The following is a 14613-nucleotide window of genomic DNA, read 5'->3' as shown; positions in this document are numbered from 1 at the left end:
GACTCTTGGCTTACAGGTTCTACACTTTTAGAACTGGCCAGGAGGAGTTACCTATGAAAGGCGATAAAAAGATCATTGCTCACCTCAATAAACTGCTCGGCAACGAGCTGGTTGCCATCAATCAATATTTCCTGCACGCCCGCATGTTCAAGAATTGGGGCTTAATGCGCCTCAACGACAAGGAATATCACGAGTCGATCGACGAAATGAAACATGCCGATCGCTACATCGAGCGTATCCTGTTCCTGGAAGGGATACCGAATCTGCAAGATCTCGGCAAGTTGAACATCGGTGAAGACATTGAAGAGATGCTGCGTTCCGATCTGGCGCTGGAGCTGGCGGGCGCCAAGAACCTGCGCGAAGGCATCGCCTATGCCGATTCGATCCACGATTACGTTAGCCGCGATTTGATGATTGATATCCTGGCCGATGAAGAAGAGCATATCGACTGGCTGGAAACGGAGCTGGATCTGATTGCCCGTCTCGGTATTCAGAACTATGCCCAGGCCCAGATTTTAGAGCGCAAAGAGTAAACCTTCCGTCCATTCGTCATCGTCTCTCCTGCCGGCGGCCGTTTTCTCGGCGGGGCAGGGGAGAGTGTTCCCGCCAAGCCTAATTCATTCCCTGTTTACCGTGTTAACACGCCAACTGCCACTGAACGCGCAAAAATGACGATTTCCTGAGCATATTTCCAACTGCGGCTTGCTTCCTGAGCCATTTTGCGTATAATGCGCGGGCTTACCTAATCTTGGTAAGCCTGATTTTAGCGAATCAGTCGATTGGCAGGCCTTTTTTGCCTTTCGAACAATACTCCCGATATGGGGGTTATATGTTGACGATTACACTCCCCCATCAATCGAAATGGGTGTGAGGAGTAATTATTTACGTTTATAAATAATTGGAGCTCTGGTCTCATGCAGAACCAAAGAATCCGTATCCGCCTGAAAGCGTTTGATCATCGTCTGATCGATCAATCAACCGCGGAAATCGTCGAGACTGCAAAGCGCACTGGTGCGCAAGTCCGTGGTCCGATCCCGCTGCCAACTCGCAAAGAGCGCTTTACCGTTCTGATCTCTCCGCACGTCAACAAAGACGCGCGCGATCAGTACGAGATTCGCACTCACAAGCGTCTGGTTGACATCGTTGAGCCAACCGAGAAAACCGTTGATGCTCTGATGCGTCTGGATCTGGCTGCCGGTGTAGACGTGCAGATCAGCCTGGGTTAATCAGGTCATTGAGCGATTGAGAGGTTGAAACAATGATTGGTTTAGTCGGTAAAAAAGTGGGTATGACCCGTATCTTCACTGAAGATGGCGTTTCTATCCCAGTAACCGTAATTGAAATTGAAGCGAACCGCGTGACTCAGGTTAAAAGCCTGGACACCGACGGTTACCGTGCCGTTCAGGTTACCACTGGTAGCAAAAAAGCTAACCGTGTAACCAAGCCGGAAGCGGGCCATTTCGCTAAAGCTGGCGTTGAAGCTGGCCGTGGTCTGTGGGAATTCCGCCTGGAAGAAGGTCAAGAATTCGCTGCAGGTCAGGAAATTAGCGTAGAAATCTTCGCTGACGTTAAAAAAGTCGATGTTACCGGTACTTCTAAAGGTAAAGGTTTTGCTGGCACTGTTAAGCGCTGGAACTTCCGTACCCAAGACGCTACCCACGGTAACTCCTTGTCTCACCGCGTTCCGGGTTCTATCGGTCAGAACCAGACTCCGGGCAAAGTGTTCAAAGGCAAGAAAATGGCTGGCCACCTGGGTGATGAGCGCGTAACCGTTCAGAGCCTGGACGTAGTACGTGTTGACGCTGAGCGCAACCTGCTGCTGGTTAAGGGTGCTGTACCGGGCGCAACCGGTGGCAACCTGATCGTTAAACCAGCTGTGAAGGCGTAAGGGGATAGCAATGGAATTAGTATTGAAAGACGCGCAAAGCGCGCTGACTGTTTCCGAAACTACCTTCGGTCGTGATTTCAACGAAGCGCTGGTACACCAGGTTGTTGTTGCTTATGCAGCAGGTGCCCGTCAAGGTACCCGTGCTCAGAAGACCCGTGCTGAAGTAACTGGTTCCGGCAAAAAGCCATGGCGTCAGAAAGGCACCGGCCGTGCGCGTTCAGGTTCTGTAAAGAGCCCGATCTGGCGTTCAGGCGGCGTGACCTTTGCTGCTAAGCCACAGGACCACAGTCAGAAAGTAAACAAAAAGATGTACCGCGGCGCGCTGAAAAGCATCCTGTCCGAACTGGTACGTCAAGATCGTCTGATCGTTGTCGAGAAGTTCTCTGTAGAAGCGCCTAAAACTAAGCTGCTGGCACAGAAACTGAAAGATATGGCTCTGGAAGACGTGCTGATCGTGACCGGTGAACTGGATGAGAATCTGTTCCTGGCAGCTCGCAACCTGTACAAGGTTGACGTGCGCGATGTAGCAGGTATCGATCCGGTTAGCCTGATCGCCTTCGACAAAGTGGTTATGACTGCTGATGCTGTGAAGCAAGTTGAGGAGATGCTGGCATGATCCGTGAAGAACGTTTGCTGAAAGTGCTGCGTGCACCGCACGTATCTGAAAAAGCATCCGCTGCGATGGAAAAAAGCAACACCATCGTTCTCAAAGTTGCCAAAGACGCGACCAAAGCAGAAATCAAAGCTGCAGTGCAGAAACTGTTTGAAGTCGAAGTCGAAGACGTGAACACCCTGGTTGTTAAAGGGAAAGTGAAACGTCACGGTCAGCGTGTTGGTCGTCGTAGCGACTGGAAAAAAGCTTACGTCACCCTGAAAGAAGGCCAGAATCTGGACTTCATCGGCGGCGCAGAGTAAGTCGGAGGAGTAAGAACAATGGCAATTGTTAAATGTAAACCTACATCTCCGGGTCGTCGCCACGTTGTTAAAGTGGTTAACCCTGAGCTGCACAAGGGTAAACCTTATGCCCCGCTGCTGGAAAAACTGAGCAAAAGCGGTGGTCGTAACAACAATGGCCGTATCACCACCCGTCATATCGGTGGTGGCCACAAGCAACATTATCGTCTGGTTGACTTCAAGCGCAACAAAGACGGTATCCCTGCTGTGGTTGAGCGTCTGGAGTACGATCCGAACCGTTCCGCGAACATCGCGCTGGTTCTGTACAAAGACGGCGAACGCCGTTACATCCTGGCGCCGAAAGGCCTGAAAGCTGGTGACCAGATTCAATCTGGCGTTGATGCTGCAATCAAAGCGGGTAACACCCTGCCGATGCGCAACATTCCAGTTGGTTCAACGGTTCACAACGTAGAAATGAAACCAGGCAAAGGCGGCCAGATGGCTCGCTCCGCTGGTGCCTACGTTCAGATCGTTGCTCGTGATGGTTCCTACGTAACTCTGCGTCTGCGCTCCGGCGAAATGCGTAAAGTTCCAGCTGATTGCCGCGCCACCCTGGGTGAAGTCGGTAACGCTGAACACATGCTTCGCGTTCTGGGTAAAGCAGGTGCTGCACGTTGGCGTGGTGTTCGTCCTACCGTTCGCGGTACGGCGATGAACCCGGTAGATCACCCGCACGGTGGTGGTGAAGGTCGTAACTTTGGTAAGCACCCGGTAACTCCGTGGGGCGTTCAGACCAAAGGTAAGAAGACCCGTAGCAACAAGCGTACTGATAAGTTCATCGTACGTCGCCGTAGCAAAAAATAATTAGAGGATAAGCCATGCCACGTTCTCTCAAGAAAGGTCCTTTTATTGACCTGCACTTGCTGAAGAAGGTAGAGAAAGCGGTGGAAAGCGGTGACAAGAAGCCTTTGCGCACTTGGTCCCGTCGTTCAACGATCTTTCCTAACATGATCGGTTTGACCATCGCTGTCCATAATGGTCGTCAGCACGTACCAGTGTTCGTTTCCGATGAAATGGTCGGTCACAAACTGGGTGAATTCGCGCCGACTCGTACTTATCGCGGCCATGCGGCTGATAAAAAAGCTAAAAAGCGCTAAGGTAGGAGGAAGAGATGGAAACTATCGCTAAACATCGCCACGCTCGTTCTTCTGCTCAGAAGGTTCGCCTTGTTGCTGACCTGATTCGCGGTAAGAAAGTGTCGCAAGCTCTGGAAACTCTGACCTACACCAACAAGAAAGCTGCTGGTCTGGTTAAGAAAGTGCTGGAGTCTGCCATTGCTAACGCAGAACACAACGATGGCGCTGACATCGATGATCTGAAAGTTACGAAAATCTTCGTAGACGAAGGCCCAAGCATGAAGCGCATTATGCCGCGTGCAAAAGGTCGTGCAGATCGCATCCTGAAGCGCACCAGCCACATTACTGTGGTTGTGTCCGATCGCTGAGACTCTGGAGACTAGCAATGGGTCAGAAAGTACATCCTAATGGTATTCGCCTGGGTATTGTCAAACCTTGGAACTCTACTTGGTATGCGAATACCAAAGAATTCGCTGACAACCTGGACAGCGACTTTAAAGTTCGTCAATTCCTGACTAAGGAACTGTCGAAAGCTTCCGTTTCTCGCATCGTTATCGAGCGTCCTGCGAAGAGCATCCGTGTGACCATTCACACTGCTCGCCCAGGCATCGTTATCGGCAAGAAAGGTGAAGACGTCGAAAAACTGCGCAAGGTCGTAGCGGACATCGCTGGCGTTCCTGCACAGATCAACATCGCCGAAGTCCGTAAACCGGAACTCGACGCTAAATTGGTTGCTGACAGCATCACTTCTCAGCTGGAACGTCGCGTTATGTTCCGTCGTGCTATGAAGCGTGCAGTACAGAACGCAATGCGTCTTGGCGCTAAAGGTATCAAAGTTGAAGTAAGCGGCCGTCTTGGCGGCGCTGAAATCGCACGTACCGAATGGTACCGCGAAGGTCGTGTTCCATTGCACACTCTGCGTGCGGACATCGACTACAACACATCTGAAGCGCACACCACTTATGGTGTAATCGGCGTTAAGGTATGGATCTTCAAAGGTGAGATCCTGGGTGGTATGGCTGCAGTTGAACAACCGGAACCGGCTGCTCAACCTAAAAAGCAGCAGCGTAAAGGCCGCAAGTAAGGAGAGTCGCTGATGTTACAACCAAAGCGTACAAAATTCCGTAAGGTGCACAAGGGCCGCAACCGTGGTCTGGCGCAAGGTACGGATGTTAGCTTCGGCACTTTCGGTCTGAAAGCTGTTGGCCGTGGCCGTCTGACTGCTCGTCAAATCGAAGCAGCTCGTCGTGCAATGACTCGTGCAGTTAAGCGTCAAGGCAAGATCTGGATCCGTGTATTCCCGGACAAACCGATCACCGAGAAGCCGCTGGAAGTGCGTATGGGTAAAGGTAAGGGTAACGTGGAGTATTGGGTTGCCCTGATCCAGCCTGGTAAGGTCCTGTACGAAATGGACGGCGTGCCAGAAGAGGTTGCCCGCGAGGCATTCAAACTGGCAGCAGCGAAACTGCCGATCAAAACCACCTTTGTAACTAAGACGGTGATGTAATGAAAGCACAAGAGCTGCGTGAAAAAAGCGTTGAAGAGCTGAATGCCGAGCTGCTCAACCTGCTGCGTGAGCAATTCAACTTGCGCATGCAGGCGGCCAGTGGCCAGCTGCAACAAACTCACCTGTTGAAACAAGTGCGTCGTGACGTCGCACGCGTTAAGACTTTACTGACTCAAAAGGCGGGTGTGTAAATGACTGAAGTTATCCGTACCCTGCAGGGTCGTGTTGTTAGCGATAAAATGGAGAAATCCATCGTTGTTGCTATCGAGCGTACTGTGAAGCACCCAATCTACGGGAAATTCATCAAACGTACGACCAAGCTGCACGTACATGACGAGAACAACGAATGTGGTACCGGCGACGTGGTTGAAATCCGCGAATGCCGCCCACTGTCCAAGACCAAGTCCTGGACGTTGGTTCGCGTTGTAGAGAAAGCGATTCTGTAATAGAGTAGCTGGCTCTCACTTAATAAACGGCTCAGAAAATGAGCCGTTTATTTTTTCTACCCATACCAAGTAAGCGGTGTTATAATGCTGCGCCCTCGGTTATGGGGCTTTTCAACGGCCTAATTTTTACTTGGGTCTTTAAAGTAGTAGTTGACATTAGCGGAGCACTAAAATGATCCAAGAACAGACTATGCTGAACGTCGCCGACAACTCCGGTGCACGTCGCGTAATGTGTATCAAGGTTCTAGGTGGCTCGCACCGTCGCTACGCAGGCGTCGGCGACATCATCAAAATTACCATCAAGGAAGCAATTCCTCGCGGTAAGGTGAAGAAAGGCGATGTTCTGAAGGCGGTAGTGGTGCGCACCAAGAAGGGTGTACGTCGCCCGGACGGTTCTGTCATTCGCTTCGATGGCAATGCATGCGTTATTTTGAACAATAACAGCGAGCAGCCAATCGGTACGCGTATTTTTGGGCCGGTAACTCGTGAACTGCGTAATGAGAAGTTCATGAAAATTATCTCTCTGGCACCAGAAGTACTCTAAGGAGCGAACATGGCAGCGAAGATCCGTCGTGATGACGAAGTTATCGTGATTACCGGGAAAGACAAAGGTAAGCGCGGTAAAGTAAAAAATGTCCTGTCTGCTGGCAAGGTCATTGTTGAAGGCATCAACCTGGTTAAGAAACACCAGAAGCCGGTTCCGGCTCTGAACCAACCAGGCGGCATTGTTGAGAAAGAAGCTGCAATTCAGGTTTCTAACATTGCTATCTTCAACGCGGCTACCGGCAAGGCTGACCGTGTAGGCTTTAGATTCGAAGACGGCAAAAAAGTCCGTTTCTTCAAATCTAACAGCGAAACTATCAAGTAATTTGGAGTAATACGATGGCGAAACTGCATGATTACTACAAAGACGAGGTAGTCAAACAACTGATGTCTCAGTTTGATTACAACTCTGTCATGCAAGTCCCTCGGGTCGAGAAGATCACCCTGAACATGGGTGTTGGTGAAGCGATTGCTGACAAGAAACTGCTGGATAACGCAGCAGCGGACCTGGCAGCTATCTCCGGTCAAAAACCGTTGATCACCAAAGCCCGCAAATCCGTTGCAGGCTTCAAAATCCGTCAGGGCTATCCGATCGGCTGTAAAGTAACTCTGCGTGGCGAACGCATGTGGGAGTTCTTTGAGCGTCTGATCTCCATTGCTGTTCCACGTATCCGTGACTTCCGTGGCCTGTCCGCCAAGTCATTCGATGGCCGTGGCAACTACAGCATGGGCGTGCGTGAGCAAATCATCTTCCCAGAAATCGACTACGACAAAGTCGATCGCGTTCGTGGTTTGGATATTACCATTACCACTACTGCGAAATCTGATGATGAAGGCCGCGCGCTGCTGGCTGCTTTTAACTTCCCGTTCCGCAAGTAAGGCAGGGTTACTGATGGCTAAGCAATCAATGAAAGCACGCGAAGTCAAGCGCGTGAAATTAGCTGACAAGTTCTTTGCAAAACGCGCTGAACTGAAAGCTATTATCTCTGATGTGAACGCATCCGATGAAGATCGTTGGAATGCCGTTCTCAAGCTGCAAACTCTGCCGCGTGATTCCAGCCCGTCTCGTCAGCGTAAACGCTGCCGCCAAACTGGCCGTCCACATGGTTATGTGGGCAAATTCGGGTTGAGCCGTATTAAGCTTCGTGAAGCCGCTATGCGCGGTGAAGTACCAGGCTTGAAAAAGGCTAGCTGGTAATTACCAATTGAATCACGGGAGTAAAGACAGATGAGCATGCAAGATCCGATCGCGGATATGCTGACCCGTATCCGTAACGGTCAAGCCGCGAACAAAGTTGCGGTCACCATGCCTTCCTCCAAGCTGAAAGTGGCAATTGCCAACGTGCTGAAGGAAGAAGGTTTTATTGAAGATTTCAAAATCGAAGGCGACGCCAAGCCTGTTCTGGAACTGGTACTGAAGTACTTCCAGGGCAAAGCTGTGGTAGAAAGCATTCAACGTATCAGCCGTCCAGGTCTGCGCATCTACAAGAAAAAAGATGAGCTGCCAAAAGTTATGGCCGGTTTGGGTATCGCTGTTGTTTCTACCTCTAAAGGTGTTATGACCGATCGTGCAGCTCGCCAGGCTGGTCTTGGTGGCGAGATTATCTGCTACGTAGCTTAATTCGGGAGGAAAGAATGTCTCGTGTTGCAAAAGCACCCGTCGTCATTCCTGCCGGCGTAGAGGTAAAACTCAACGGTCAGGTTATTTCGATTAAGGGTAAAAACGGCGAGTTGACTCGTACTATCCACGACGCCGTTGAAGTGAAGCAAGAAGCTAACGCACTGACTTTCGCTCCGCGCGAAGGTTTTGCTAACGCATGGGCCCAAGCGGGTACCACGCGCGCTCTGCTGAACGCAATGGTTGTTGGTGTTACCGAAGGCTTCACCAAGAAGCTTCAACTGGTAGGTGTTGGTTATCGTGCTGCCGTTAAAGGCAACGTGGTGAATTTGGCCCTGGGCTTCTCTCACCCTATCGATCACCAGCTGCCGGCAGGTATCACTGCTGAATGCCCAAGCCAAACTGAAATCGTGCTGAAAGGCGCTGATAAGCAGGTAATTGGCCAGGTAGCAGCAGATCTGCGCGCTTACCGTCGTCCTGAGCCTTACAAAGGCAAGGGTGTTCGTTACGCCGACGAAGTCGTGCGTACCAAAGAGGCTAAGAAGAAGTAAGGTAACACTATGGATAAGAAATCTGCTCGTATCCGTCGTGCGACCCGCGCACGCCGCAAGCTCCAAGAGCTGGGTGCAACCCGCCTGGTGGTACATCGTACCCCGCGTCACATTTACGCACAGGTGATTGCTCCAAACGGTTCTGAAGTACTGGTAGCCGCTTCTACTTTAGAAAAAGCTATCGCGGAGCAACTGAAGTATTCCGGTAACAAAGACGCAGCAGCAGCCGTAGGTAAAGCTCTGGCTGAGCGCGCGTTGGAAAAAGGGATTGCGAAAGTATCCTTTGACCGTTCCGGTTTCCAATATCATGGTCGAGTCCAGGCACTGGCAGATGCTGCCCGTGAAGCTGGCCTTCAGTTCTAAGGAAGAGGTTTAAGATGGCTCACATCGAAAAACAAGCTGGCGAACTGCAGGAAAAGCTGATCGCGGTAAACCGCGTATCTAAAACCGTAAAAGGTGGCCGTATTTTCAGCTTTACCGCACTGACTGTAGTTGGTGATGGTAACGGTCGCGTTGGTTTTGGCTACGGCAAAGCACGCGAAGTTCCAGCAGCGATCCAGAAAGCGATGGAAAAAGCCCGTCGCAACATGATGAACGTCGCGCTGAACAGCGGCACCCTGCAGCACCCTGTTAAGGGCGCTCACACGGGTTCTCGCGTGTTCATGCAGCCTGCTCATGAAGGTACCGGTATCATCGCGGGCGGTGCAATGCGCGCCGTTCTCGAAGTTGCTGGGGTGCACAACGTATTGGCTAAAGCTTATGGTTCCACCAACCCGATCAACGTGGTTCGTGCAACTATCGACGCTCTGGCGAATATGAAGTCTCCTGAAATGGTCGCTGCTAAGCGTGGTAAATCCGTTGCCGACATTCTGGGGTAATTGACCATGGCTAAGACTATTAAAGTTACACAAACTCGCAGCTCAATTGGCCGTCTGCCGAAGCATAAAGCTACTCTGCTCGGTCTGGGTCTGCGTCGTATTGGTCACACCGTAGAGCGCGAGGATACTCCTGCTGTTCGCGGTATGGTCAACCTGGTTTCCTACATGGTTAAAGTTGAGGAGTAACAGATGCGTTTAAATACTCTGTCTCCGGCTGAAGGTGCCAAGCATGCGCCTAAGCGTGTAGGTCGTGGTATTGGTTCTGGCCTGGGTAAAACCGGCGGCCGTGGTCACAAAGGTCAGAAGTCTCGTTCTGGCGGTGGCGTACGTCGTGGTTTCGAAGGTGGTCAGATGCCTCTGTACCGTCGTCTGCCGAAATTCGGCTTCACTTCACGCAAAGCGATGATCACGGCAGAAGTTCGTCTGTCTGAACTGGCTCTGGTTGAAGGCGATGTTATCGACCTGAACGCGCTGAAAGCCGCTAACGTAGTTGGTGTCCAGATCGAATTCGCGAAAGTTGTACTTTCTGGCGAAGTCGCTCGTCCGGTAACCCTGCGTGGTCTGCGTGTCACCAAAGGCGCTCGTGCTGCTATCGAGGCTGCTGGCGGTAAAATTGAGGAATAAGTAGCAGATGGCTAAGCAACCAGGATTAGATTTTCAAAGTGCTAAAGGCGGGCTCGGCGAGCTGAAGCGCAGACTTTTGTTTGTCATCGGCGCGCTGATTGTCTTCCGCATCGGCTCTTTCATTCCGATTCCTGGTATCGATGCCACTGTGCTTGCCAAATTGCTTGAGCAGCAGAGAGGCACTATCATTGAAATGTTTAACATGTTCTCTGGTGGTGCCCTCAGCCGTGCTTCTATCTTTGCTCTGGGGATCATGCCGTATATTTCGGCGTCGATCATTATCCAGCTGCTGACGGTGGTTCATCCGGCGTTGGCGGAAATCAAGAAAGAAGGGGAGGCTGGCCGTCGCAAGATTAGTCAGTACACCCGTTACGGTACGCTGGTATTGGCCATATTCCAGTCGATCGGTATTGCTACCGGTCTGCCGAATATGCCTGGTATGCAGGGCCTGGTGTTAAACCCAGGCTTTGCATTCTACTTTACTGCGGTTGTGAGCTTGGTCACCGGGACAATGTTCCTGATGTGGCTGGGTGAGCAGATTACTGAGCGCGGTATCGGCAACGGTATCTCGATCATTATCTTCGCGGGTATTGTAGCGGGGCTCCCGCCGGCAGTGGCCCATACTATCGAGCAAGCGCGGCAAGGCGACCTGCACTTCCTCCTGCTGCTGTTGGTTGCAGTATTGGTGTTTGCAGTAACCTTCTTCGTTGTTTTCATCGAGCGTGGTCAACGTCGTATCGTCGTTAACTATGCGAAGCGTCAACAAGGTCGTCGTGTTTATGCAGCACAGAGTACACACTTACCGTTGAAAGTGAACATGGCGGGTGTTATCCCGGCGATTTTCGCTTCCAGCATTATTCTGTTCCCGGCCACGATTGCATCATGGTTTGGGGGCGGTACCGGTTGGAACTGGCTGACTACGATTTCGCTGTATTTGCAGCCAGGGCAACCGCTTTATGTGTTACTCTATGCGTCTGCAATCATCTTCTTCTGTTTCTTCTACACGGCGTTGGTATTCAACCCGCGTGAGACAGCAGATAACCTGAAGAAGTCCGGTGCCTTCGTACCAGGAATTCGTCCGGGAGAGCAAACGGCGAAGTATATCGATAAAGTAATGACGCGTTTAACCCTGGTGGGCGCGATGTACATTACTTTCATCTGCCTGATCCCGGAGTTCATGCGTGATGCAATGAAAGTACCATTCTACTTTGGTGGTACCTCGCTACTGATCGTGGTTGTCGTCATCATGGACTTTATGGCTCAAGTGCAAACTCTGATGATGTCAAGTCAGTACGAGTCTGCATTGAAGAAAGCAAATCTGAAAGGCTATAACCGCTAGTCAGATTCGTTTGAGAAGTTACGGAGAGTAAAAATGAAAGTTCGTGCTTCCGTCAAGAAATTATGTCGTAACTGCAAAATCGTTAAGCGTAACGGTGTCGTTCGTGTGATTTGCAGCGCCGAGCCGAAGCATAAACAGCGTCAAGGCTGATTATCTCGCATATTTTTCTTGCAAAGTTGGGTTGAGCTGGCTAGATTAGCCAGCCAATCTTTTGTATGTCGCACTGCAACATTATTTGAGTATCCTGAAAACGGGCTTTTCAGAATGGTGTTGCTGTATAAAATAGTAGGAGTGCATAGTGGCCCGTATAGCAGGCATTAACATTCCTGATCATAAACATACCGTTATCGCCTTAACGTCGATCTTCGGTATCGGTAAAACCCGTTCACAGGCTATCTGTGCATCCACGGGTATTGCTGAAAATGTTAAGATCAGTGAGCTGTCTGAAGAGCAAATCGAAAAGCTTCGTGATGCAGTTGCCAAATACACCGTTGAGGGTGATTTGCGTCGTGAAATTACCCTGAGCATCAAGCGTCTTATGGACCTTGGTTGCTATCGTGGTTTGCGTCATCGTCGTGGTCTGCCGGTACGCGGTCAGCGCACCAAGACCAACGCTCGTACCCGTAAGGGTCCGCGCAAGCCGATCAAGAAATAATCGGGGTTATTGAATAATGGCAAAGGCACCTGTTCGTACACGTAAGCGTGTAAGAAAGCAAGTCTCTGACGGCGTGGCTCATATCCATGCTTCTTTCAACAACACCATCGTTACCATCACTGATCGTCAGGGTAATGCTTTGGGTTGGGCAACAGCCGGTGGTTCCGGTTTCCGTGGTTCTCGTAAGTCCACTCCGTTCGCAGCACAGGTTGCAGCAGAACGTTGTGCTGACGCAGTAAAAGAATACGGTATCAAGAACCTGGAAGTTATGGTTAAAGGACCTGGTCCTGGTCGTGAGTCTACTATCCGCGCTCTGAACGCGGCTGGTTTCCGCATCACTAATATTACTGATGTGACTCCGATCCCTCATAACGGTTGTCGTCCGCCGAAAAAGCGCCGCGTGTAACGCAGCTTTTAGGATTGTTGGAGAAAGAAAATGGCAAGATATTTGGGTCCTAAGCTCAAGCTGAGCCGTCGTGAGGGCACAGACCTGTTCCTTAAGTCTGGCGTTCGCGCGATTGATTCCAAGTGTAAAATTGAACAAGCACCTGGTCAGCACGGTGCGCGTAAACCGCGTCTGTCTGATTACGGTGTTCAGTTGCGTGAGAAGCAGAAAGTTCGCCGTATGTACGGCATTCTGGAGCGTCAATTCCGTAACTATTACAAAGAAGCAACCCGCCTGAAGGGCAACACCGGTGAAAACCTGTTGCAGCTGCTGGAAGGTCGTCTGGACAACGTTGTTTACCGTATGGGCTTCGGCGCTACTCGTGCAGAGTCACGTCAGCTGGTTAGCCACAAAGCAGTTATGGTAAACGGTCGCGTTGTTAACATCGCTTCTTATCAGGTATCTCCGAATGACGTAGTCAGCATCCGCGAGAAAGCTAAAAAGCAGTCTCGTGTTAAAGCTTCTCTGGAGCTGGCTGAGCAGCGTGAAAAGCCGACTTGGCTGGAAGTTGATGCTGCTAAGATGGAAGGCGTGTTCAAGCGTATGCCTGAACGTACCGATCTGTCTGCGGACATTAACGAACACCTGATCGTCGAGCTTTACTCCAAGTAAAGCTTAGTACCAAAGAGAGGACACAATGCAGGGTTCTGTGACAGAGTTTCTAAAACCGCGCCTGGTAGATATCGAGCAAGTCAGTTCGACGCACGCCAAGGTGACCCTTGAGCCTTTAGAGCGTGGCTTTGGCCATACTCTTGGCAACGCACTGCGCCGTATTCTGCTTTCATCTATGCCGGGTTGCGCGGTGACCGAGGTTGAGATTGATGGTGTACTGCATGAGTACAGCACCAAAGAAGGCGTACAGGAAGATATCCTGGAGATCCTGCTCAACCTGAAAGGGCTGGCGGTGAGAGTTCAAGGCAAAGACGAAGTTATTCTTACCCTGAATAAATCTGGCATTGGCCCTGTGACCGCTGCCGACATCACCCATGATGGTGATGTCGAAATCGTCAAGCCTCAGCACGTGATCTGCCACCTGACTGATGAGAACGCGGCTATCAGCATGCGTATCAAAGTTCAGCGCGGTCGCGGTTATGTGCCGGCTTCTGCCCGAATTCATTCGGAAGAAGATGAGCGCCCAATCGGTCGTCTGTTGGTTGACGCCTGCTACAGCCCTGTAGAGCGTATCGCCTACAATGTTGAAGCTGCGCGTGTAGAACAGCGTACTGACTTGGATAAGCTGGTCATCGAGATGGAGACCAATGGCACGATCGATCCTGAAGAGGCGATCCGCCGTGCGGCCACCATTCTGGCTGAACAACTTGAAGCTTTCGTTGACCTGCGTGATGTACGTCAGCCGGAAGTTAAAGAAGAGAAACCGGAATTCGATCCGATCTTGCTGCGCCCTGTTGACGATCTGGAATTGACTGTCCGCTCTGCTAACTGCCTCAAGGCAGAAGCTATCCACTACATCGGTGATCTGGTACAGCGTACCGAGGTTGAGTTGCTGAAAACGCCAAACCTGGGTAAAAAATCTCTTACCGAGATTAAAGACGTGCTGGCCTCACGTGGTCTGTCTCTGGGCATGCGCCTGGAAAACTGGCCGCCGGCAAGCATTGCTGACGAGTAACCGGATCACAGGTTAAGGTTTTACTGAGAAGGATAAGGTCATGCGCCATCGTAAGAGTGGTCGTCAACTGAACCGTAACAGCAGCCATCGCCAGGCTATGTTCCGTAACATGGCCGGCTCTTTGGTTCGTCATGAGATCATCAAGACGACCCTGCCAAAAGCAAAAGAGCTGCGTCGCGTTGTTGAGCCGCTGATTACTCTTGCCAAGACCGACAGCGTAGCTAATCGTCGTCTGGCATTCGCCCGTACTCGTGATAACGAGATCGTGGCAAAACTGTTTAACGAGCTGGGCCCGCGTTTCGCGAGCCGTGCCGGTGGTTACACTCGCATTCTGAAGTGTGGCTTCCGCGCAGGCGACAACGCGCCGATGGCATACATCGAGCTGGTTGATCGTGCTGAGTCTCAAGCAGAAGTAGCAACTGCAGAGTAATCTGTAGACGCGTAAAAAAACCGGGCTTGCCC

Annotated in this window: 29 protein-coding genes; all 29 read left to right on the top strand. The window is 51.1% G+C overall.

Translation table 11 applies throughout. The features are described from left to right. Window positions 1-53: 53 nt before the first annotated feature. The 29 genes from bfr (at window position 54) to rplQ (ending at window position 14581) form a co-directional block, all read left to right on the top strand. Window positions 54-533, top strand: a complete 480-nt coding sequence (bfr, locus tag ACORQT_RS22540) for a bacterioferritin (RefSeq protein ID WP_004929784.1) — start codon at window positions 54-56, stop codon at window positions 531-533. Window positions 534-914: 381 nt separating this feature from the next. Further along, complete coding sequence (gene rpsJ, locus ACORQT_RS22535; RefSeq protein WP_001181005.1) at window positions 915-1226, top strand: 30S ribosomal protein S10; 312 nt, start codon at window positions 915-917, stop codon at window positions 1224-1226. A 32-nt stretch (window positions 1227-1258) separates the two neighbouring features. Next, complete coding sequence (rplC, locus tag ACORQT_RS22530; RefSeq protein WP_015379265.1) at window positions 1259-1888, top strand: 50S ribosomal protein L3; 630 nt, start codon at window positions 1259-1261, stop codon at window positions 1886-1888. Between the two features lie 10 nt (window positions 1889-1898). After that, window positions 1899-2504 carry a 50S ribosomal protein L4 gene (gene rplD, locus ACORQT_RS22525; RefSeq protein ID WP_004929779.1) on the top strand — a complete coding sequence of 202 codons (606 nt, stop codon included), beginning with the start codon at window positions 1899-1901 and terminating at the stop codon, window positions 2502-2504. Next, window positions 2501-2803 carry a 50S ribosomal protein L23 gene (rplW, locus tag ACORQT_RS22520; protein ID WP_004951179.1) on the top strand — a complete coding sequence of 101 codons (303 nt, stop codon included), beginning with the start codon at window positions 2501-2503 and terminating at the stop codon, window positions 2801-2803. The genes rplD and rplW overlap by 4 nt, the downstream gene beginning before the upstream one ends. A gap of 18 nt (window positions 2804-2821) precedes the next feature. Further along, a complete protein-coding gene (rplB, locus tag ACORQT_RS22515; RefSeq protein WP_004929775.1) occupies window positions 2822-3646 on the top strand; it encodes a 50S ribosomal protein L2 in 825 nt (274 codons plus the stop codon). A 14-nt stretch (window positions 3647-3660) separates the two neighbouring features. Then, window positions 3661-3939 carry a 30S ribosomal protein S19 gene (gene rpsS, locus ACORQT_RS22510; RefSeq protein WP_004929772.1) on the top strand — a complete coding sequence of 93 codons (279 nt, stop codon included), beginning with the start codon at window positions 3661-3663 and terminating at the stop codon, window positions 3937-3939. Between the two features lie 14 nt (window positions 3940-3953). Continuing rightward, complete coding sequence (gene rplV / locus ACORQT_RS22505) at window positions 3954-4286, top strand: 50S ribosomal protein L22 (protein WP_002223844.1); 333 nt, start codon at window positions 3954-3956, stop codon at window positions 4284-4286. Window positions 4287-4303: 17 nt separating this feature from the next. After that, on the top strand, window positions 4304-5002 hold the full coding sequence (gene rpsC / locus ACORQT_RS22500; protein ID WP_004929766.1) for a 30S ribosomal protein S3: 699 nt from the start codon (window positions 4304-4306) through the stop codon (window positions 5000-5002). Between the two features lie 12 nt (window positions 5003-5014). Continuing rightward, window positions 5015-5425 (top strand): 50S ribosomal protein L16, encoded by a 411-nt coding sequence (gene rplP / locus ACORQT_RS22495; RefSeq protein ID WP_004929764.1) that lies wholly within the window; start codon window positions 5015-5017, stop codon window positions 5423-5425. Then, entirely contained in the window at window positions 5425-5616 is a 192-nt protein-coding gene (gene rpmC / locus ACORQT_RS22490; RefSeq protein ID WP_004929762.1) for a 50S ribosomal protein L29, read from the top strand. The genes rplP and rpmC overlap by 1 nt, the downstream gene beginning before the upstream one ends. Continuing rightward, window positions 5617-5871 carry a 30S ribosomal protein S17 gene (gene rpsQ / locus ACORQT_RS22485; protein WP_004929760.1) on the top strand — a complete coding sequence of 85 codons (255 nt, stop codon included), beginning with the start codon at window positions 5617-5619 and terminating at the stop codon, window positions 5869-5871. 172 nt (window positions 5872-6043) lie between these two features. After that, a complete protein-coding gene (gene rplN / locus ACORQT_RS22480) occupies window positions 6044-6415 on the top strand; it encodes a 50S ribosomal protein L14 (RefSeq protein WP_000613954.1) in 372 nt (123 codons plus the stop codon). A gap of 9 nt (window positions 6416-6424) precedes the next feature. Then, on the top strand, window positions 6425-6739 hold the full coding sequence (gene rplX / locus ACORQT_RS22475) for a 50S ribosomal protein L24 (RefSeq protein WP_004929758.1): 315 nt from the start codon (window positions 6425-6427) through the stop codon (window positions 6737-6739). Window positions 6740-6753: 14 nt separating this feature from the next. Beyond that, on the top strand, window positions 6754-7293 hold the full coding sequence (rplE, locus tag ACORQT_RS22470; protein WP_004929756.1) for a 50S ribosomal protein L5: 540 nt from the start codon (window positions 6754-6756) through the stop codon (window positions 7291-7293). A 13-nt stretch (window positions 7294-7306) separates the two neighbouring features. Continuing rightward, a complete protein-coding gene (gene rpsN, locus ACORQT_RS22465; protein WP_004929754.1) occupies window positions 7307-7612 on the top strand; it encodes a 30S ribosomal protein S14 in 306 nt (101 codons plus the stop codon). A 30-nt stretch (window positions 7613-7642) separates the two neighbouring features. Continuing rightward, entirely contained in the window at window positions 7643-8035 is a 393-nt protein-coding gene (gene rpsH / locus ACORQT_RS22460; RefSeq protein ID WP_004929753.1) for a 30S ribosomal protein S8, read from the top strand. A 14-nt stretch (window positions 8036-8049) separates the two neighbouring features. Continuing rightward, complete coding sequence (rplF, locus tag ACORQT_RS22455) at window positions 8050-8583, top strand: 50S ribosomal protein L6 (protein WP_004929751.1); 534 nt, start codon at window positions 8050-8052, stop codon at window positions 8581-8583. 9 nt (window positions 8584-8592) lie between these two features. Next, entirely contained in the window at window positions 8593-8946 is a 354-nt protein-coding gene (gene rplR, locus ACORQT_RS22450) for a 50S ribosomal protein L18 (protein ID WP_004929748.1), read from the top strand. A 14-nt stretch (window positions 8947-8960) separates the two neighbouring features. Beyond that, window positions 8961-9461 carry a 30S ribosomal protein S5 gene (gene rpsE, locus ACORQT_RS22445; RefSeq protein WP_004929747.1) on the top strand — a complete coding sequence of 167 codons (501 nt, stop codon included), beginning with the start codon at window positions 8961-8963 and terminating at the stop codon, window positions 9459-9461. 6 nt (window positions 9462-9467) lie between these two features. Then, window positions 9468-9647 carry a 50S ribosomal protein L30 gene (gene rpmD, locus ACORQT_RS22440; protein ID WP_048232028.1) on the top strand — a complete coding sequence of 60 codons (180 nt, stop codon included), beginning with the start codon at window positions 9468-9470 and terminating at the stop codon, window positions 9645-9647. A 3-nt stretch (window positions 9648-9650) separates the two neighbouring features. After that, entirely contained in the window at window positions 9651-10085 is a 435-nt protein-coding gene (rplO, locus tag ACORQT_RS22435) for a 50S ribosomal protein L15 (RefSeq protein ID WP_004929742.1), read from the top strand. A gap of 7 nt (window positions 10086-10092) precedes the next feature. Continuing rightward, window positions 10093-11424 (top strand): preprotein translocase subunit SecY, encoded by a 1332-nt coding sequence (gene secY / locus ACORQT_RS22430; protein WP_004929740.1) that lies wholly within the window; start codon window positions 10093-10095, stop codon window positions 11422-11424. 33 nt (window positions 11425-11457) lie between these two features. Further along, window positions 11458-11574: a 50S ribosomal protein L36 gene (gene rpmJ, locus ACORQT_RS22425; RefSeq protein ID WP_002227352.1), complete on the top strand. Its 117-nt coding sequence runs from the start codon at window positions 11458-11460 to the stop codon at window positions 11572-11574. Window positions 11575-11722: 148 nt separating this feature from the next. Next, window positions 11723-12079 (top strand): 30S ribosomal protein S13, encoded by a 357-nt coding sequence (gene rpsM / locus ACORQT_RS22420; protein ID WP_004929734.1) that lies wholly within the window; start codon window positions 11723-11725, stop codon window positions 12077-12079. 16 nt (window positions 12080-12095) lie between these two features. Further along, window positions 12096-12485 carry a 30S ribosomal protein S11 gene (rpsK, locus tag ACORQT_RS22415; RefSeq protein WP_004929731.1) on the top strand — a complete coding sequence of 130 codons (390 nt, stop codon included), beginning with the start codon at window positions 12096-12098 and terminating at the stop codon, window positions 12483-12485. Window positions 12486-12515: 30 nt separating this feature from the next. After that, the gene (gene rpsD, locus ACORQT_RS22410) at window positions 12516-13136 is read left to right on the top strand and encodes a 30S ribosomal protein S4 (RefSeq protein WP_004929729.1); all 621 of its coding nucleotides are present in this window, start codon (window positions 12516-12518) and stop codon (window positions 13134-13136) included. A 25-nt stretch (window positions 13137-13161) separates the two neighbouring features. Further along, a complete protein-coding gene (locus tag ACORQT_RS22405; RefSeq protein WP_002919219.1) occupies window positions 13162-14151 on the top strand; it encodes a DNA-directed RNA polymerase subunit alpha in 990 nt (329 codons plus the stop codon). Window positions 14152-14191: 40 nt separating this feature from the next. Next, window positions 14192-14581: a 50S ribosomal protein L17 gene (rplQ, locus tag ACORQT_RS22400; protein WP_004929726.1), complete on the top strand. Its 390-nt coding sequence runs from the start codon at window positions 14192-14194 to the stop codon at window positions 14579-14581. Window positions 14582-14613: the final 32 nt, after the last annotated feature.

It is taken from the genome of Serratia sp. (in: enterobacteria), assembly GCF_052400455.1.
In the GTDB taxonomy this organism is placed as follows: Bacteria; Pseudomonadota; Gammaproteobacteria; order Enterobacterales; family Enterobacteriaceae; genus Serratia; species Serratia ureilytica.
The sequence above is the reverse complement of the archived record's forward strand: the minus strand, read 5'-3'. Positions and strand labels throughout refer to the sequence as shown.